General features: G+C 57.5%; 17 protein-coding genes. 10 read left to right on the top strand and 7 right to left on the bottom strand.

The window, feature by feature from the left end:
• Positions 1–19: 19 nt before the first annotated feature.
• Together EKK30_RS16055 and EKK30_RS16050 are read left to right on the top strand one after the other, a co-directional pair.
• A complete protein-coding gene (locus tag EKK30_RS16055) occupies positions 20–1,438 on the top strand; it encodes a coniferyl aldehyde dehydrogenase (protein WP_290986571.1) in 1,419 nt (472 codons plus the stop codon).
• A gap of 102 nt (positions 1,439–1,540) precedes the next feature.
• Positions 1,541–1,954, top strand: a complete 414-nt coding sequence (locus EKK30_RS16050) for a diacylglycerol kinase (protein WP_290986570.1) — start codon at positions 1,541–1,543, stop codon at positions 1,952–1,954.
• 48 nt (positions 1,955–2,002) lie between these two features.
• Here the strand turns inward: EKK30_RS16050 and EKK30_RS16045 are convergent, their stop codons facing one another.
• The 3 genes from EKK30_RS16045 to EKK30_RS16035 form a co-directional block, all read right to left on the bottom strand.
• Complete coding sequence (locus EKK30_RS16045) at positions 2,003–2,233, bottom strand: general stress protein (protein ID WP_290986569.1); 231 nt, start codon at positions 2,231–2,233, stop codon at positions 2,003–2,005.
• Positions 2,234–2,541: 308 nt separating this feature from the next.
• The gene (locus tag EKK30_RS16040; RefSeq protein WP_290986568.1) at positions 2,542–3,222 is read right to left on the bottom strand and encodes a DUF2076 domain-containing protein; all 681 of its coding nucleotides are present in this window, start codon (positions 3,220–3,222) and stop codon (positions 2,542–2,544) included.
• Between the two features lie 512 nt (positions 3,223–3,734).
• Positions 3,735–6,356, bottom strand: coding sequence for a TonB-dependent receptor (locus EKK30_RS16035; protein WP_290986567.1), 2,622 nt, complete (start codon positions 6,354–6,356; stop codon positions 3,735–3,737).
• 530 nt (positions 6,357–6,886) lie between these two features.
• On the opposite strand from EKK30_RS16035, the gene EKK30_RS16030 reads away from it, so the two are divergent.
• Positions 6,887–8,335 carry an HlyD family efflux transporter periplasmic adaptor subunit gene (locus EKK30_RS16030; protein WP_290986566.1) on the top strand — a complete coding sequence of 483 codons (1,449 nt, stop codon included), beginning with the start codon at positions 6,887–6,889 and terminating at the stop codon, positions 8,333–8,335.
• A 10-nt stretch (positions 8,336–8,345) separates the two neighbouring features.
• Positions 8,346–10,316, top strand: a complete 1,971-nt coding sequence (locus EKK30_RS16025; protein WP_290986565.1) for a glycosyltransferase — start codon at positions 8,346–8,348, stop codon at positions 10,314–10,316.
• A 21-nt stretch (positions 10,317–10,337) separates the two neighbouring features.
• On the opposite strand, the gene EKK30_RS16020 is transcribed toward EKK30_RS16025, so the two are convergent.
• A complete protein-coding gene (locus tag EKK30_RS16020; RefSeq protein ID WP_290986564.1) occupies positions 10,338–11,450 on the bottom strand; it encodes a putative zinc-binding peptidase in 1,113 nt (370 codons plus the stop codon).
• Between the two features lie 298 nt (positions 11,451–11,748).
• Between EKK30_RS16020 and EKK30_RS16015 the strand changes: the two genes are divergently transcribed.
• The 3 genes from EKK30_RS16015 to EKK30_RS16005 all read left to right on the top strand — a co-directional run bounded on the left by EKK30_RS16015 (position 11,749) and on the right by EKK30_RS16005 (position 13,041).
• Positions 11,749–12,441: a Crp/Fnr family transcriptional regulator gene (locus EKK30_RS16015; RefSeq protein WP_290986563.1), complete on the top strand. Its 693-nt coding sequence runs from the start codon at positions 11,749–11,751 to the stop codon at positions 12,439–12,441.
• A gap of 78 nt (positions 12,442–12,519) precedes the next feature.
• Positions 12,520–12,765, top strand: coding sequence for a hypothetical protein (locus tag EKK30_RS16010; RefSeq protein WP_290986562.1), 246 nt, complete (start codon positions 12,520–12,522; stop codon positions 12,763–12,765).
• Between the two features lie 144 nt (positions 12,766–12,909).
• Positions 12,910–13,041: a hypothetical protein gene (locus EKK30_RS16005; RefSeq protein ID WP_290986561.1), complete on the top strand. Its 132-nt coding sequence runs from the start codon at positions 12,910–12,912 to the stop codon at positions 13,039–13,041.
• Positions 13,042–13,099: 58 nt separating this feature from the next.
• Here EKK30_RS16005 and EKK30_RS16000 read toward each other — a convergent pair whose 3' ends face one another.
• Positions 13,100–13,411, bottom strand: a complete 312-nt coding sequence (locus tag EKK30_RS16000) for a hypothetical protein (RefSeq protein WP_290986560.1) — start codon at positions 13,409–13,411, stop codon at positions 13,100–13,102.
• A gap of 394 nt (positions 13,412–13,805) precedes the next feature.
• Here EKK30_RS16000 and EKK30_RS15995 point away from each other — a divergent pair, with 394 nt between their 5' ends.
• From EKK30_RS15995 to EKK30_RS15985, 3 genes are all read left to right on the top strand, one after another.
• Positions 13,806–14,186 carry a PRC-barrel domain-containing protein gene (locus EKK30_RS15995; RefSeq protein ID WP_290986559.1) on the top strand — a complete coding sequence of 127 codons (381 nt, stop codon included), beginning with the start codon at positions 13,806–13,808 and terminating at the stop codon, positions 14,184–14,186.
• 59 nt (positions 14,187–14,245) lie between these two features.
• A complete protein-coding gene (locus EKK30_RS15990) occupies positions 14,246–14,605 on the top strand; it encodes a PRC-barrel domain-containing protein (protein WP_290986558.1) in 360 nt (119 codons plus the stop codon).
• Between the two features lie 153 nt (positions 14,606–14,758).
• Entirely contained in the window at positions 14,759–14,986 is a 228-nt protein-coding gene (locus EKK30_RS15985; protein WP_290986557.1) for a hypothetical protein, read from the top strand.
• 332 nt (positions 14,987–15,318) lie between these two features.
• On the opposite strand, the gene EKK30_RS15980 is transcribed toward EKK30_RS15985, so the two are convergent.
• Together EKK30_RS15980 and EKK30_RS15975 are read right to left on the bottom strand one after the other, a co-directional pair.
• The gene (locus EKK30_RS15980; protein WP_290986556.1) at positions 15,319–15,510 is read right to left on the bottom strand and encodes a CsbD family protein; all 192 of its coding nucleotides are present in this window, start codon (positions 15,508–15,510) and stop codon (positions 15,319–15,321) included.
• Between the two features lie 77 nt (positions 15,511–15,587).
• Complete coding sequence (locus EKK30_RS15975; RefSeq protein WP_290986555.1) at positions 15,588–17,423, bottom strand: AI-2E family transporter; 1,836 nt, start codon at positions 17,421–17,423, stop codon at positions 15,588–15,590.
• Between the last annotated feature and the right edge of the window lie 151 nt (positions 17,424–17,574).

Genomic DNA, 17,574 nt, shown 5'->3' with positions numbered 1-17,574 from the left:
CTACATTGGAGATCGATTAATGACTGCTCATGTTCCGGTCAAGGAAGAGTTCCTGCTGAGTGCTCTCTTCAGCAAGCAGCGGGCTTCTTTCCTGCGGGACGAGCCGCCATCCCTCGCTCAGCGGCGCGCCAATCTCCGCAAGCTGAAGCGCGCCCTGCTTTCCTATCGCCCCAGATTCGAAGCCGCGATCAGCAACGATTTCGGATACCGGTCTGCCTACGAGACCCGGATCATGGAGATCGTGCCGCTCATCCAGTCGATCAATTATTACAGGCGCAATCTGGCGAAATGGATGCGCCCAGAACGCCGGCGCATATCACTCCACTTCATTCCCGGCCGCGCGAGCGTCCATTATCAGCCGCTTGGCGTAGTGGGTATCGTGTCTCCGTGGAATTATCCCCTCTCGCTGGCGGTGATGCCACTGATTGCAGCCATCGCCGCGGGGAACAGGGCGATACTCAAGCCCTCCGAACTGGCGCCGCTTACCAGCGAATTGCTCAAGTCGATGCTTCGCGACATCTTCCCGGAAGACCAAGTGGCCGTCGTAACAGGCGGCCCGGAAGTGGGCATCGCCTTCTCCCGCCTGCCCTTCGATCATCTCGCCTTCACCGGCAGCACGACCGTCGGCCGCCTAGTGATGAAAGAGGCCGCCGAGAACCTGGTACCCGTCACCCTCGAACTCGGCGGAAAGTCGCCAACCCTCATCGGTCCTGATGCCGATGTCGAAACCGCTGCCGGATGCGTGGCCTACGGGAAGCTGGCGAACGCCGGACAGACGTGCATCGCGCCGGACTACGTGCTCATTCCGGAAAGGGACGTGGCAACGTTCGTCGCCGTTTACGGTGAGTTTGCCGAAACGTTTTATCCAAATGGCGCGGCGGATCAGAACTACACCGCTATTGCGAACAACCGCCAGGCGACGCGGCTCAAGAACGCTATGGATGATGCGACGAACAAAGGCGCGCGGATCGTCGCGTTTGGCAAAGAAACGGGATCGGCCTCAAGCAAGCTTTTGCCCGCGATCGTCCTCAACGTGACGGACGACATGACCATCATGCGGGAAGAGGTGTTTGGCCCGCTGCTTCCGATCGTGACCTATCGAACGCTCGACGAAGCCATCTCCTACATCAATCGCCGGCCGCGCCCGTTGGCGCTCTACTATTTTGGCCAAAGCCCGGAAGACCGTCGAAAGGTGCTCACGCGAACGGTCACCGGCAATGTCACCGTCAACGACACCTTGATGCATTACGTGCAAAATGCGCTGCCCTTCGGCGGCGTAGGAATGTCGGGAATGGGCGCCTATCACGGCGTCGAAGGCTTCAAGACGTTCAGTCATGCGAAGGGTGTCTTCGAACAAAACCGCTGGAATCTTGGATGGCTTCTCCGCCCGCCATTCAGTCGCGTGTCGGATCTCGTCATCCGGTATCTTCTCAGATAGCCGGCGCACTAGCGGCTTTAGTTTCCAGACAGATTGTTGAATATCGGCCCCGGTAGGCGTGAACCTTCACGCCCGACCGGCCATTATAAAATTGGGGGAAGCATGCAGGAAACGGTTGTTCGCGTGATCTGTGCGATCGGCCAATCTGGCCAGCTGGGGCTGCATGGTCAGCTGCCGTGGGAAGGCAATAGCAATCCGGAATACGTCGCAGATGTGGCCCGCTTTTTCGATATCACGCGCGGCCACGTACTCATGGCCGGACCGAAAACGATCGGAGCCGTGCCTGAGTTCGCGCGTCGCGATCGAACACTGGTGGTGCTGCGCTCACACATGGATCCAGAAGCGACGTTGAAACAATATGCAGGCCGCGTTGTATTCATTGGCGGCGGCCCACCCGTGTGGGACGTCTACGCCAAGTACGTCAGTCATTGGGACGTGACGCGACTACCCTATGACGGGCCCGCCGATCGTTGGTTCAATCCGAAGTGGCTTACCGCCGGTAATCAGCCGGGTTGATCAGGCGAATGGGGACGCCCTGGGTTGATGCCCCGGCTAGGTTGAAGATCAATTTTGGCCGCCCTTGCGTCCGGCCTCCGCGGCGCGTTGCGGATTGTGCCGGAAGTTCCCACCACTCTCCTGCCCGCCCTTACGACCAGCCGCCGCCGCCAGCTCATGGTTGCGCGAAAAACTTCGCTCGCTGGCAGGAACGCTCGCCCCGCCCTTTTGGGCGATCTCGCGCTGTCTAGCCTGGTCCATCGACGCGAAGCCGCGCTTTGCCGTGCCGTCTTGACCCATGATCAATCACCTTTCGCTCGTGTTGCTGTCTGCCTCGAGTTTGGGGCAACCATCGACGCTACTGGCCGCTTTAGCACCGCCTCGCCGACTAAATGGCCAACATGCCCTCTGCCGGAGAGTTCCGACCGACAAGCAGCGAATGACGTGACGTTTTGGCAAGGTTCACCCAACCTCCCGAATGGGCTGATGCGCGAGGCCAGCCGAACAAATGAACATCCACTACGGGAGCGGACAGCACATAGAGAAACGGCAACACACCGCTTCGCGCGGGTGTCGCCGTAGACCTCTATTGGAGGGATACGCGCAGCTTAGACGTCCATGCTGTCGTCGTCGGTCCAGGACCCGTCATCGTCGTCCTGCGCATCCTGCGCCCGATCCAGCTCCTCATCGTCGGCTGCGAGGTCCTTGCGCGCCTGATCGTCGTCATCGCGCGCGTCCTGCAGCTGGTCCTGAAGACTGTCGATAGTCGACTGGTCATTGACGCTTGATCCGGATGCGGCGGACGCACTGTGGCCACCGAACAGGCTGCGGATCCCATCCGCCAGGAAGACGCCACCAGCGACGCCTGCTGCGGTTGAAAGCGCCGAGGACAGAAAACCGCCGCTACCGCCGCCCATCCGGCCAGGCGAAGACCACGGACTGTTCGGCGGCCCATCTGCCGGGTCTGGCCCGCGTTGCGGCGGCGAGGCATAGCGGCCACCACCCTCCGAGGGTACCGATCCACCCGAAAGAAAGCTGCCGCCGCGCGGCGCATATTGCGACTGCCTGGACGCCGCGGCCTCTTCTAATTCGCGCATGCGAGCTTCGGCACGCTCAAGTGCCTGCTGTTGAATGATGACCGTTTGCGCCAGATAGTAGGGAGCGTCCGGCGACCGACGGATCAGGTCACCGATCAGCCGCTCCGCATCCGGGTCTTTATCGCCCGACCCGCCGTAGTTGCGGAGGCGTGCAAACAAGTCTTCGATAAGCTGCTGTTCTTCCCGGTTCATGGGCTCTCGCCTCCGCTAAACGCCTCTGCCGATGGCAGATCCTTATGCAACGCCGTTCATGTAGGAAATCGGCGCGGAAATGGACATAGGGGGTCAATTACATTTCCGTCACCTGATCATGCAGATTCCGGATGGCGCGGTAATGAACGAGGGCAGATCAGCCGTATGTCTTAGACCGCCAGCCTTGCCTCGTTGCCCTGCCCTCCTACGGGATGGATGGTGCGTGTCCGTTCTTCTCCCAACCACGCCAATCGTGTATTCAGAACGCACAAACATCTGGGGAGGTTCTCGACATGGACAAGATCGCAATTTCGTTGATTTTTCTTCTTACGGTCGCCATTTGCGTGACCGTGTTCCACATGGCTGACGGCCGGTTCTGACCTTCGTTCCGTCAGCGGCACGATCCAATCCGGCGCTACCGTCGGCATTCCAAAGAACCAAAAAGAATGCGGCGGACATAGGGGTGTCCGCCGCTTCGAGTTTCGGGATGAGGTAGTAGAGTAGAGAGCAGGCTAGAATTTCACTTTCACGCCGCCATAAGCGGCAAACGGGATCGCTGGCACGACGGTCCGCGGATTGTTTTCGTTGAACGTAACGCCTGTCACGTCCGAAAGGTCGTTTGCGTCGTCGACGCTGAAATACGTGCCGTAGACAGAATAATTCTTGTCGAACAGGTTTTCGAACAGGCCGTAGATCTGGACGTGATCTGTAACGTCGTAGGACGTGTGCAGGTTGACCTTGGCATAGCCAGGTAGCGGACGGTCGAGGTTGGCTTCATCTCCGAAGAAGATCTGATTGCTTGCAGCCACGAGATCGGCACCCACCTTCCACTTCGTCGTCATCCAATAGTCGATCCCGGCCTTGAACGTATGCGCGGGAATGCCCGGCAGACGATCGCCCTTGCGAACAAGGAAGCACTTGCCCGGACCGCCGTCGTCTCCGCCACCACCGGCGTCGCCGCATTCGACCGTGCCGTTGCCCGGGTGATTGGGCGACGGAAAGATGGCATCGGTGTCAAACGTTGCGTCTGTGTAGGTGTAGTTGGTGTACGCAAAGAGCCGTTGCGAACGGTAAGACAGGTTTGCTTCGACACCCTGGCGCAGTGTCTTGCCGACGTTCTGGAAATATCCGTGGCCTACGTCGGTCGAAGCTGCGTCGAAAATATCGTCGGTGTTGAGCGTGCGGAATAGACCCACCCCCCAGTCCCATTGCGACTTCGACTGCCAATTCTTGATCGTTCCGCGGAAGCCCGTTTCCCAGGTGTGCGAGACGACCTGCTTCAACGGCGGATCGGCGGTCAAGAAGCTTTCGATCAGGCACGGATTTTCCGGATCTGCGCAGGCAAGCTCTGCAGCCGTCGGCGCGCGGTTCGCTTCCGAATAACCGCCATACCAATTCAGCGCCGGACCGAATTTGTAGGTCAAGCCCGCAGACGGATTGAAGCGGTTGTACTTGTTTGTACCGTTGAGATCGTCGTTTGCCGGGTCGCCTGTATTTTGGATTTGGATCCGCGCATAGTTGTAGCGGCCGCCGACCGTCAAGGCCAAAGCTTCAGTGATATCGAACGTGTCGGTGAAATAGGCGCCGAAGTAATCGTTCGTCGTCGTCAGCGAACGCGGATTGAAATCATCCGAGCCGCCGAGCGTGATGCCCTGCCCCGCAACCACGAACCGCGGCTGCATGAAACCAAGTTCGCTCTGCGCCGTATAGCCGACGCGACCGTGATCGTAACTCACGCCGGCGATGAACTGGTTGGTATGACCGAATAGCCGCGAATTTTCTTGAGCCTGCAAAGACAAGCCAGCCGTGTCGGCGTTTTGTGACGTCTTATCGATCGAGGCATAAGCGACGTCACCGTTGAACGGGATAGTCGCGCCCGTCGCCGCATTGACGACCTCATCATCTCCGGAACAGAGATTTCCGCCGCAGTTGTTAGGATCGTCGAACAGGTTGCCGTCGTCATGCTTCTGATTGAAGTGACGGTAGTAGGTGACGCCGGAAAACGTCAGCGTATCCGTCGCCCTCACCTTGCCGTTCACCGAGTACATTTGCATCGTGTTGTCGGTCGTCTGCGGCGATGTGAACGTCAGACTGCGACTGATGTCGAGCAGCTGCTCGGGGGCCGCCGCCGTGACACCAACATGGTTGTCGGCGCCTGTGAAGTTGAAGTGGAACTCTGCGTTATCGCCCTTCACACCCAGGTCGAAATAGCCGCGGCGAACCTCGGCATCCGAGAAGTCGCGGAAGCCGTCGTCATTGATGGCTTCGAAGGCGCCGTATGCTGCCCAATTGCCGCTGCGATAGCCGGCTTCGGTCGAAACCTGCTTGCGTCCGAACGAACCAAAGGTCGTGTCGACGTCCCAACCTTGGAAGTTGAACCCGTCCTTCATATCGACAACGACCGCTCCGCCGAGAGCGTTCAGACCGAACACCGGATTGCCGACAACGACCGCGACGTTGTTGATCGCGTTCGACGGCAGGAAGTCCCAGTTGACGATATCACCGAACGACTCGTTGATGCGCACGCCGTTCTGATAGACGGCAAGACCCTGCGGCACGCCATTCACAGGGGAGGCTTCGAAGCCGCGGAACTGAATGTTCGTCTGAAATTGGTTGCCTTGCAGATCGTTGATGATCACGCCTGGAATTTGGGTGACCAGCGCGTCTTGCAGGATGACCTGATCGGTTCTGTTCAGGTCGGCCGAGTTCATTTGATAAACGCTGCCCGGGACCTTCTCCACGGGAATTGAGCCGCCGATCGGCGACATCTTCACGGTGTTGCTTTCCGCCGGCTCTGCGAACTGAGCTCCCTGCACCGTTCCCTCTGCCCCCTCGGGAGCAACAGCCGACGGTGCCGCAACTGCCGTCGCCGCTGCGGGAGGCTTCGGCTTGCTTGCGCGCTTCACTGGGGTCGCCTGCGGCTTCGGCTTTTGCTGGATGACCTGAACTTCAGGAAGGTTCTGACCGCTTCCCTGAGGCGATGTATTGCCGCTCGGAGGCGAAGTTGCCGCCGGAGGATTCGCGGGTGGCGTTTCCGTGCTGTTGCCGGTCGCACTTTGCGCGCTCACTTCTGTCGCGCCCAGCGCCGCGAAAAGTGCCACCGCCGCCGCCGAAGCCAATAGCTTACGCTTCATTCCCCCGATCCCCTTTATTCGCGCGCTGCTAATTCGAGGGCCATCCCAAACAGCAACACAAAACGCTGGTCTCGATTCGGACCATTTTCCCCGCGCAAGCAAAAAGGACTTTGGAAAGGACGGTCAATCCGCGGTCGGGCATGACTTTTTCCCGACGATATCAATCCATTATCTCCCGTTGCATTGTAGCAACGACAATCGAAATATCGGGAACAATTCCCGATGATTGCGGGAGGAATTCCAACTCTCACCCATCACGGGCAACAACTTGGAGGAAGAAACAAGGAAGGCGCACGTATCTCCAACGCGGCCGTTGCATTCGGCAACCGGCAAACTCCCGAAGCGCTCCCGGGGAATGCCAGCTAGCTCTCGGATCTCCACAATTGGCTGGGAAGATCAATTAACGGTTTGTCTCGCGTAATTGTGTCCATATTTCAATTGGCTTTTAATTCCTCATTTAGACAATATGAGAGCTTAATTTATCTATTGGAATTAACCTGCGCACTGGTTTTGCAGAGGCGCGGGTCGCGATGTCTACCAGTTCACTAAAGTATCAACCGTCCTCCGGGCGAGACGCAAAAATCGTCCAACCCGATCCTGCTTCTTCGAAAAGTGCTGACCATGCGACCGAAGAAGCAAAGGACCAGGAGTTCAGGGCAACGGCTCAACTTGCGTATCTTGAATCCGCGCTCGGCGAATGGACGAAGGCGCGGGCTCCGGAAGATGTGCCTGCGCAGTCTGAGCCTCCCCTCGATTCGGCTCCAATCCTGGCGCCGCGCCAGGCTCTGAAGCCGGGAACTGTGGTCAAATCCTGCATTGCGATTGCACTGGCCACCGCACTCGGTTGGGTTCCGGTGCAGCGACTTCTCGCAACCACAAGCGCGGAAGCCGTAGTCAACGCACGCATCGTAACGCTGCGTGCGCCGATCGAAGGCGAAGTCACCATGAAGCATGGGGGCACCGACATCGGCACGCCCTTCGATCGGGACCAAAGCATTCTGACCATCAACAATCCGCGAGCCGACGCTTCGGCGCTCGCTGCGCTCACTCAACAGCGTGGGCAGCTCGTCACAAACATCTCTGCCCTCGAGGCTAAGAAACAGCTTCTCGAGAGCAATCTCAAGGAACTCGACACACAGCAGGAACGCTTCCGCCTGGGACGTATCCAGCAAATTGATCAGAGAACGCGCGAAGTGGATGCGGATATCGCCGCCGCGGAGGCTCAATATTCTGTAGCTGCCGACGCCTTAAAGCGCGCCGACTCCCTGCGGAAAACGGATGCCGTAAGCCAGGCCTTCCTAGATAAGGCCCAGGGCGAAGCCCGCGTCGCACAGAGCGCCATCCGCGCCCAGATCGAACGTAGGAAGGGCATCCTCGTCGAACTTGAAGCCGCGAAGAAAGGAACCTTCGTCGGCGACAGCTATAACGACACGCCACAATCTGCGCAGCGCAAGATGCAAACCTCACTTGAACTGTCCGACGTCGAAGCGCGGCTTGCAGGTAGCCGTACGGAACTCGCCACCACCGAGGCCGCGATTGCTAAGGAGACAGCACGCCAGAAGGCGCTCACGGACACAGACATTCGCTCCACCGTCAATGGACGCGTTTGGGAAATGCTGACCGCGCCGGGCGAACACGTGAATATCGGTCAGGATCTCGTCAAGCTCATCGACTGCGGGAGTGCCTTCGTCACCGCAAGCGTCAGTCAGACGGCCTACGAGAGACTTTCGATTGGCCAAGCAGCGACCTTCATCCCGCGCGACGGCGGCCCCGAGCTGAAAGGCACAGTCGTCAGCCTCAACGGCTTATCCGCTGTTAATTCGAATACCGCGGTCCAGGCCAGCGCCTTGTCGCGCGAGCCCTATCACGTCACGTTGAAGTTCCCGGAGCTGACAAAGGGGTTTGACTGTCGCGTCGGGCGCTCTGGCTTGGTCAAGTTTGACACGAGCACGCCCACGACCGAAAACGCGTCCCGATAGGAATCCGATCATGACATCGGCATCGGGAATGAGCTACTTCGATGCTCTGCTGCCATCGATTGTGATCGCACTTCTGGGATCTGCGGTCCTACCTTGGGTCAACCGCAACAACACCGCCATTCGGGCCGCTGCTATCCTCATCGGCATAGCGCTCGGCTGGCGCTACATGACATGGCGAATTTTCGATACGGTGCCTTCGGCTGACCATCCTATCAATTTCGCGACGGGCGTGATCTTCACCGCCGTCGAAGCCCTGACAATGGTCGGCGCCACAATCTCGCAGTTGTTTCTCACGCGAACCCGAAACAGGTCTGCCGATGCCGATCGCAATGTAAAGCGATTGCTCGCCCTGCCGGCTCTGCCGCGCGTCGATGTTCTGATCTGCACTTATAATGAAGACGAAAGCATACTCGAGCGCACGATTATAGGAGCGCAAGGGCTTAACTACCCCAACTTCCGTATATGGGTTTGCGACGACGGGAGGCGTGCATGGCTGAAAGCGCTATGTGAGAAATACCACGTCGGATATCTCACGCGGAGCGACAATTCTCATGCGAAGGCAGGCAATATCAATGCAGCTCTGAAAAAGCTCGCGGCACTTGATGACAAGCCAGATTTCGTGGCCATCCTGGATGCCGACTTCGTTCCGCTTCCCGAATTTTTGACAAGAACTGTTTCGCTGGCGATGGAGCGCGATATCGGCGTCGTTCAAACGCCGCAGCATTTCTTCAACCCTGATCCCGTTCAGAGCAATCTCGCCCTGACTCGCGTCTGGCCCGACGAGCAGCGCTTTTTCTTCGATATCGTCATGGCATCGAAAGACGCCTGGGACGCTGCCTTCTGCTGCGGCACGTCTTCCCTCATCCGATTTAGCGCGCTGCAAAGCGTCGGAGGATTCCCGACGGACTCGGTGACCGAAGACTATCTCGTCTCTCTGCGCCTTCGCGAGAAGGGTTTCCGAACGATCTACCTGAATGAAGTTCTATCTTTGGGGCTCGCACCCGAAGGCCTGGCAGAATACAGCGGCCAACGCAGCCGTTGGGCGTTAGGCTTCGTGCAAATTTGCCGGAGCTCAAGCGGGCCCCTAAACTTCAAGAACAACTTGCCGATTGTCGACCGCATTATGCTTTGCGAGACATTCTTGCATTGGTCTGCCACGCATCTATTCCGCCTGCTTGGCGTGATCGTACCAGTGCTCTATCTCCTCATGGACATCGAAGCCGTCCATACCAACGTGATCGACGCCATATGGTATTTGGCACCGTTCCTCGTGGCTCAAACGGTCATTTTCATTTGGCTGACTGAGGGTCGCGTTCTTCCATTGATGACCGACATCTACCAGATGCTCTGTTCGACCGAGGTTCTGAAGGCCGTCGCCACAGGGCTCTTTCGCCCGAAGGGGCAGAAATTCAAGGTCACAGCTAAGGGCGGCGACCGCAGCAAACAGTTCGTGCAATGGCCGTTGCTCCGGATTTTCGGAACGCTGCTGGCTTTGACGATATTGGGGATCGCGACCGCATTCTTCCTCAATCCCTCGCGCCCGCTCGCAGAATCCAGCGCCGTCGCGCTCTTCTGGAGTTGGTACAATATGATCGTGCTGACGCTGTGTTGTTACGTCTGTGCAGAGCAACGGCAACGGCGCATCGGGCAACGTTTTGACATACGCATTCCCGTTAAAATCACCTGCGGCTCCCGGGTTCTCAATTTCGAAGCATCCGACCTGTCGGCGAGCGGCATGCATTTGCTCGGGACCCCGCCACTTCCGCTAGGAAGTCCCGTGCGCGTGAGCTTTGCTGGGCTAACGTTCGACGCACATATCAGACGATCGACGCAAAGCGGCTTCGGCCTGGAGCTCGAAGTCACCGAACGGACGAAAGCACCTTTGCTCCAGTTCATTTTCTCCGGGAAGACATCAAGCGCGGTGCAAGATATCAAACCCCACCTCGTCGCAAAGGCGATCGCAGCTCGCGTATTCGGCTAAGCGCTTTTGCGCAAACTCTGCTCACCCCTTGGCGAACAATCTCTTGAGCAAGGGCTGCCGCGTTTCCGACGGTCGCTTCCCGGCTGGAGCAGAATTCCGGACCAACCGGTGAATGAAGCCGAGTTTCTCAATCGCAGCCGGCGAGAGAACGAACGGATATAGATCCGGCTGCCCCATGCTCCGGTTCAGACTGTTGACCGCGAAGGTCACCGGAATCCATTCAGCCATCAAGGCGGCCAAATCGTCGATCGTATAAGGATCCCGGTCCGCTGTCGCGCTGAGACCCTCGGTCGACTTCAATCGCGGCGAAACCTTGAGATTGAATGTGTGCGCCATTTCAAGCGTATCGATGATGTGGAGGTAATGCGCCCAGGTTTCCGCAAAGTCTTCCCATGGATGCATGGTGGCGTAGGCGCTGACGAAGTTTTCCTGCCAATTGGCGGGCGCACCGTTTTGATAATGAGCCTGCAGCGCAGCGTTGTAGTCGAGCGTCTCGTCGCCAAAAACTTGACGAAACTCATCGATCTTGCCGCCATCGCGAACTAAACGGTCCCAATAGTAATGACCGACCTCATGTCGAAAGTGTCCAAGCAACGTGCGATAGGGCTCATGCAGGTGCGCCCGAAGCTTTTCGCGTTCAACGTCATCAGCCTCCGGAAGGGAGATGGTGATGATCCCGTTGTCATGCCCGGTCAACACTTTCGCCTGGGGCGCGGCCGCTAGAAAATCAAACAGCAAGGGCTCCGGGTCGTCGCTAGCGCGCGTCGGTACCGGTAAGCGGAGCTTCAGCAGTGTATACATCAAGCGACGCTTCGCTTCTTCGATCCGTTGCCACCGGGGAACATTGGCGGGATCTGCCAAGTCGGGCACCGTGCGATTGTGCTGACAGGCCGCGCAATATGGGTCCTCGGAACCGTCCTCGACCAGCCAATTGCATGCTTGCAGTTCCCAGTTTGCACAAAAGCGGTAACGGGCATTGGGATCAGCTAGCGCAATCCAGTTCGAGCCATCGGGCTTAACCGACGTCATCGTTTCCTTATGAGCGTAATATCCGACCTTCAGACCGCACTGTTCACAATGCGTGTTCTCAAAAAATAGAACCTGCCCGCAATTCTGGCATTCGAACAATTTCAAGGCACTCTCCCCGGGGATCCGGCAAATTTTTCCGTACGCTGCTATCGCGCAGCAACGCCGCTCCAACCCAGAAGTTGCTCACGTAATGAGAATTTGACGCCCGCCGCGAGGAACATCGTACACCGCCTTCTGTCGTCGGGAAGGTGATCGTGCACGATTGCACCCCTTTAGTCGGAAACCAGGATAGTGCCGATGGGGTTATCCTACACGGGAGAGATCATCTCCGATCGGTTTTTCTAGCACCAACTTTCAGAATTGGCCCGAACGCCAACGCGCAACGGAGGATGACTAAGGAATAATGACTTCACAATTGCTTGGGGCATTGGATGCGGCGGATCGACAAACCATCATAGACAGCTGCGATGAGGTCCCATTAAGCCTTGGAGATGTGCTGATCGAAGCTCAAACCGTTCCCAAATTCGTTTACTTTCCGCTTCGAGGTGTCGTGTCCACGATCGCGCGCTATCGCGACGGGCGAACAATCGAGATGGCGACGGTTGGAAATGAGGGATGTACGGGCATTGGCATCATCAGCGGCGGCGAACACGAACTCGCGGTGCAACTCGTTCAATCCGAAGGCGAGGCGCTGGCACTTCGATTGCCCGATTTAAAAAGGTTGATGACCGAACTCCCCTCGTTCAAAGAGGTGCTTACGAATTATCTTCAGGCATACATTTATCAAATTCTAGTTTCCGGCGCCTGCAACGGTCGCCACGGCCTGAACGAGCGCCTCGCGAGGTGGCTTCTACAGATGCAGGACCGCTCGGGACGGCAAAAACTCGTCATGACTCAAGAAATCCTCGCCGAAATGCTGGGCGTACGCCGGCAGTCGGTAACACTGGCGGCCGGAGCGCTCCAGGAGGCCGGACTGGTCTCCTACCGGCGCGGGACCATCGAAGTCCTGAATCGCGAGGGGCTCGAGGCCGCGTCGTGTGAATGTTATGCGATGGTTCGGACCGCTTACGAGCGGTTCCTCCCGCAGAAAATGTAGTAGGTCTGTCAGGTATCGGACAGACGTCGTGGGGTGCAGTTTCTCAAATTCCGGGCGTTCTGAAACCCGGAGGGTGAAATGCGCGCAATACGTATCCTTCAGCGCGGTGCTTTCACGCCTGAGGATTTTGCCCGCGTCCAACAGGTGTTTGATGACGCTTGGGCCACCGTCGCGCCGACCATTCCTCGTGGGGATCGACCACAGCGCCGTGAGATGCTCGCGACGATAGTTCTTTCACTCGCGACGGCACGATCAGACCTCGAGCCGGCAGAGATGACGCCTATCGCGCTCCGTCTGTTTGGAGTCATTGGCGAGGTCGCCTGAATTTGGCCCGCAGGCAACCGCGGAATCATTTGAAATTCTCTTAAAAAGCTAGCGGCATAAGCGGAAATATATCCGGCGTGTTTCCTGGAACCTGCGAGTCCTCGATGAATTCTTCTGGTGTCGAACTTAAGACGGGGAATTCAGATGTGTGATGAGTATTGGGGCGAGCGCTTTGCCGAAAAGGCGCGACCGCATCTCCGAGAGATGTTCGATCAGAACTGGGACGAACTTCCTTCGCGATTGGTGTTGCTTTTGGAAGCGCTTGGAAAGAACTGACCGGTGACTGGGCACGAGCAGCGGCCGCTTGATGCAGCCGCTGCTCGTCTCACTTAATTCACCTGCCACCGCCTGATGATCCGCCGCTGGCTCCACTAGAGCCCCCTGCTGCTGAACCACCGCCAAGACCGCCGCCACTCATTCCACTCGACGACCCTGCTCGGCCAGACAGGCCGCTTGCCCCGGTGGACGATACGGTATTCACGCCACTTGTTGACGGCGCGCCCCGGACGATCGTGTTGTAAGAACCTCCGGTGTAGCCCGGATGGACCGTATCCACATCTGGGTTGCGAACGGCCGCGCTTGCTCCGTCATCGATCTGCAGGCGGTGCGGGCTGGGCGCCGATGGATCGAGACGATTATTCTCCATGGATGCGCCGGCCCCTCCGCCCCCAGAGGGGCGCGATGCGCGAGAAAGTGTTCCGTTGGCGCTGTCAGCAGCGTTTTGCTCCGTAACGCTCTGCTGAATGCGCATGCTCTCAGGCAAAGCGCTGTTGCCGCTCGTCGTGGATTGGTTCGAGCCACTCGTATTGGATGGGTTCGCCGTCGATTGGGCGAAGGCACTGCCGGCTTGAGCCGACATTATCAACGAGGCAATTATCAAGATTGGTTTCATCGGCGATGTCCTTTTAGCGGCGAACGGTTCGCTGATGAAAATGGTTCCGCTCTCAGAAACTTACCCGGTTAACACCTCACAGCTTCGATGCGGGAACCAATGTCTGCCGCCAGACCTTTGTGTGCATCACTCTGGTGGAGGTAAAAAGATGAAACGACTTACGACACACATCCTTGCGGGCTCCTGCATTCTAGCGGCAGCCGCTACGTCTCTGACAATTCCGGCCTTCGCCGCCGACAATGCCCAAGCGGCGGACGAATATCGCACCAGCAAGTTGGTGGGGTCGAAGGTTTACAATAGCGCCAACGAAAATATCGGCAGCATTGAAGACATCATTCTCAAAGCTGATGGCTCGTTGGACGAGGTTGTCCTGAGCGTCGGCGGCTTCCTTGGCATTGGCGATAAATATGTCTCGATGCCCTTTAGCGCTCTGAAGGTCAGCCGTGATGGCAGCAGCCTGAAGGTGATGACCGACGGAACCAAGGATTCGTTGAAGGCTCTCCCTGACTACACCTTCTTCAAATCGTAAAGCCGAGCGGGAAGGCTTCGCGCCTTCCCGCTTTATTCTTCTGAATTGAAGGACAATGCATGGACACACCTGACGAGAGCATCACACTTATTTCCGCGGGAAAGGTGCAAGGCACGCCCGTTGTAGATCCGTCGGGGAATTCCCTTGGCGAGATTTACGACGTCATGCTCGAGAAGCGCACTGGCCGGGTCGCTTATGCGATCATGTCGTTTGGCGGCGTGCTCGGGATTGGCAAGAAGTATCATCCCCTGCCATGGCTTGCCCTGAAGTATGTTCCTGAAGCCGGCGGCTATGTTGTTGGTATTCCCAAGGACGCCCTGATGGACGGTCCGACCATTGAAAACTCCGGCGCACCCTGGGAAACCGGACTGCAGCAAAAGATTGAAGGCTACTACGGCTCCTGGCTGAGCACGGCTTGAGACTGCCTGGTGGGCAATGAAAAAGGTTGGGCGTGAAACTGCCCAACCTTTTTACGTAAACAAACCAAGGGACTGGGTTGGTTCTCAAGCCTGAGGAAACCGAATCGCCCGTCCGTGCGTTGTTGCTCCGCATCATTGCGCCAGGGGCTCAAAATGTCAGCGGACACCCTTCCTGCGACCATCTTGGTTGACCTCTATATCCGTCTTCGAGATGAAGTGGATAACGGGGTGCTGAGCCTTGATCCCAACCATAAAGTCCGTGCACCAATCGTGATGGCGATCTTAGACGCCGCCGAAAGATTTTCCGAGTTGCCGGCGCTCGAAGCCCACGTCCGAACCCTTCTCTGCCCCGCAGATCAAGCAGAGCCACTGGCGGCGTAAAGGATCTTCAATCCCGTAGTTGAGGTGAGCATGTCCCGCAAACTGGATGATTATCAGACAAGCATTCAACAAGAAATGGAAGCTAAAAGGCTGCGTTGGGATAAGGAGCCGGCTTGGCGAACCTTTCGCACGAATGTCGATGGCGTCACCGTTAAGCGACTCGTCGGAAGGATTCAGGACGCCCAGGGCAATTCGTATTACATCGACGAGTCCGAGGAATCAGCGTTTTACCAGGCTGCCATCGCCACCGCTCGCAATTGGTCGCGAGAGCCTTCACCATCGCAACACTAAAAAAGGAGCGGCGGGTCTAATTAGGACCCGCCAAACTTCCGCTAGAGCTGATCTGTTGCCTTATCGACGGCGTCACGCACTTTATTCGCCTTCTCGGACACTGCGGTCTCTACTTTGCCTTTGACCGCTTGCGCTGCGCCTTTGGCCTGAAGCTTGTCCGATCCAATCGCGTAGCCCGCCTTCTCCTTCGCCTTGCCGATGGCGGTGTCGATCTTGCCCTTTAATTCGCTCATCTGAGCCTCCTTTGAACAATGGCCCATACCAACGCGCGAAACTATTCCGCGTTCCCCCCATATTCTTGTAAGGCAGCTCAATTCTTCAAGCTAACGACCGCGAGTTGTCGGGGCGCTGACACATCGCGCTCGTTGGAAAGCGAGATCTCGATAGACTTCGATAAACGGGCGAACGATGTGAAAATCTCCGGCGCATCGAAATGTGCTCGTGAGGGTGGCGGCGATAGTTGGCGAGCCGAGAGGTCAAGAAGAATGATTTCGGTGCTTGGAAACAGCTGGCGCGCACGATCGACCAAAATTCGGATGCCACCTTCCGCTAGACCAGTGACTGTCATGAGCACGATCTTCTGCAAATTTTCATAGCCGACATCCGCGAGAAAGGCCAAGGCAGTGAGCCCTGAAGCCTCCTTCATCGCGCAGGATGTTGCCGGATGATCATTGTTGATTGCCGATACGGCGAACCGCGTCGCCAATTCGTCGAACTCACCACGGACAGGAACGAAGATGACTTTAGGATCCTCATTCACTTTTTCAGTTTTTGCCTTTCCCGCGACGGCGCCGATCGTGTTCGACAATTCGCCAATCGCCTCCTTGTCCAGGCGGCCGCGTCGACGATCTCGCGCGCTCAAAGCAATCGCGGGAAAGACGAGCGCATCGAGAACTTCCGGATACGGCGCCTCCTCCTGGGCATCTTCGATTTGCTCGGTTGCCGCGAAAACGTCATTCGACAGGAAACGATGATACAAATTTTGCTGTTCCGAAAGCGGCGGCTCGTCCCCGAGGAGCACCGTCACGAATTCAAGATCCGGAACATACTTTCCCAACACAACCAAAATCAGTGTGATCGGCGCGGCAAGGACAAGCCCAATTGGACCCCAGGTCAGCGTCCAGAAGCTAGCCGCAACGACCATGGCAAAGGGTGACAGACCCGCGCGGCGCCCCAGCACCAACGGCTCGAGCACCTGACCCATGATCGGCTCGCCGACTGCAAAAATCGCGAGCGTTAGAAGAGCCTTCGTCCAACCAGGATCAACGGCAGCAGCTAGCAAAATTGGCGGAACTGCCGCAATGTAGGCACCCACGAATGGTACGAAGCGCATGATGAAAGCAACGACGCCCCAGAGGGGAGCATTCGGAACGCCTAGGGCGAGCAGAGCCAAGCCGACGAACGTTCCGAACGCTGCATTCAGAACGAGCTGCCCGGTGAATAGCGCTATGAGACGATCCCCCGCATCCGACATGGCAGCGGTCGTTTCCGTCATATGTTCGACACCGAAGATACGAACGACGCGATCGCGAAGATCGCGAAACTGCATCAGCAAAAAGAGAGTGAACAAGAAGGTTAGCGCGACTTGCGTCAGCGGCTCGGCGAAGATGCGCAGTCCGTAGAGGGCGGTGCTCTCGTTGTCATCTCTTACGAAGTGGACCTTTTGCTGATCTTCCGGCTTGTTTGTCTCCGGTGCAGGCGTGTCCGGCGGAAACGTAGTCCCAAACTGCAGTTCGTGATTGATCATCTTCTGGTAAGTTTCGACCGCATCGATCGCGCGTCCGACAACCCCGCTCGGCACCGACGAACCGACGATGCTTCGCACCTTTTCCAAAACGTTGGTTCGGTATTGCGGAAGCTCTGCGGCAAGCGACAGCAATTGCGAGCTTAAGCCGATTGATGCTCCGGTTAGACAAGCTACGACGAGCAGCAGTACTGTTCCCTCGGCAAAACCATTAGGAACGCCCTGCTTTTTCAACCAGATGACGACAGGCACCAGCACGAAGCATGAGATGCCGGCAAGCGCGAGAGGCACAAGTATATCACGGCCCCAAACGAGCGCCAAAATGATGAGAGCAGCCGTTACGAGGCTGGCAGATAGACTTCGAATGGTATCTGCGAGCAACGGCATGGTGTTTGCACTCACGAGGGGCGTCGACCTCTAACGTCAGGTGGCGCAGTGTTGTTCCCGGCTCACCCTCTGCCGCTTTCGGCAGGCACACTCGGAGGTGCCCGCAGGCCGATGACGATGCGATGTGGGCGGGAAAATCGGCCCTCAAGGCGGAAAATTACGGCAG

It is taken from the genome of Hyphomicrobium sp. (assembly GCF_003987855.1).
Taxonomy (GTDB): domain Bacteria; phylum Pseudomonadota; class Alphaproteobacteria; order Rhizobiales; family Hyphomicrobiaceae; genus Hyphomicrobium_B.
This window is presented reverse-complemented; position numbering and strand designations above follow the sequence as displayed.

Bases quoted from the DNA above. Each gene is read 5' to 3' on its own strand.
- EKK30_RS16045 (WP_290986569.1), bottom strand. From the start codon at position 2,233: ATGGGTCAAGACGGCACGGCAAAGCGCGGCTTCGCGTCGATGGACCAG.
- EKK30_RS16025 (WP_290986565.1), top strand. From the start codon at position 8,346: ATGACATCGGCATCGGGAATGAGCTACTTCGATGCTCTGCTGCCATCG.
- EKK30_RS16005 (WP_290986561.1), top strand. From the start codon at position 12,910: ATGTGTGATGAGTATTGGGGCGAGCGCTTTGCCGAAAAGGCGCGACCG.
- EKK30_RS16040 (WP_290986568.1), bottom strand. From the start codon at position 3,222: ATGAACCGGGAAGAACAGCAGCTTATCGAAGACTTGTTTGCACGCCTC.
- EKK30_RS16035 (WP_290986567.1), bottom strand. From the start codon at position 6,356: ATGAAGCGTAAGCTATTGGCTTCGGCGGCGGCGGTGGCACTTTTCGCG.
- EKK30_RS16015 (WP_290986563.1), top strand. From the start codon at position 11,749: ATGACTTCACAATTGCTTGGGGCATTGGATGCGGCGGATCGACAAACC.
- EKK30_RS15985 (WP_290986557.1), top strand. From the start codon at position 14,759: ATGTCAGCGGACACCCTTCCTGCGACCATCTTGGTTGACCTCTATATC.
- EKK30_RS16030 (WP_290986566.1), top strand. From the start codon at position 6,887: ATGTCTACCAGTTCACTAAAGTATCAACCGTCCTCCGGGCGAGACGCA.
- EKK30_RS15990 (WP_290986558.1), top strand. From the start codon at position 14,246: ATGGACACACCTGACGAGAGCATCACACTTATTTCCGCGGGAAAGGTG.
- EKK30_RS16000 (WP_290986560.1), bottom strand. From the start codon at position 13,411: ATGGAGAATAATCGTCTCGATCCATCGGCGCCCAGCCCGCACCGCCTG.
- EKK30_RS15995 (WP_290986559.1), top strand. From the start codon at position 13,806: ATGAAACGACTTACGACACACATCCTTGCGGGCTCCTGCATTCTAGCG.
- EKK30_RS16010 (WP_290986562.1), top strand. From the start codon at position 12,520: ATGCGCGCAATACGTATCCTTCAGCGCGGTGCTTTCACGCCTGAGGAT.
- EKK30_RS16055 (WP_290986571.1), top strand. From the start codon at position 20: ATGACTGCTCATGTTCCGGTCAAGGAAGAGTTCCTGCTGAGTGCTCTC.
- EKK30_RS16050 (WP_290986570.1), top strand. From the start codon at position 1,541: ATGCAGGAAACGGTTGTTCGCGTGATCTGTGCGATCGGCCAATCTGGC.
- EKK30_RS15980 (WP_290986556.1), bottom strand. From the start codon at position 15,510: ATGAGCGAATTAAAGGGCAAGATCGACACCGCCATCGGCAAGGCGAAG.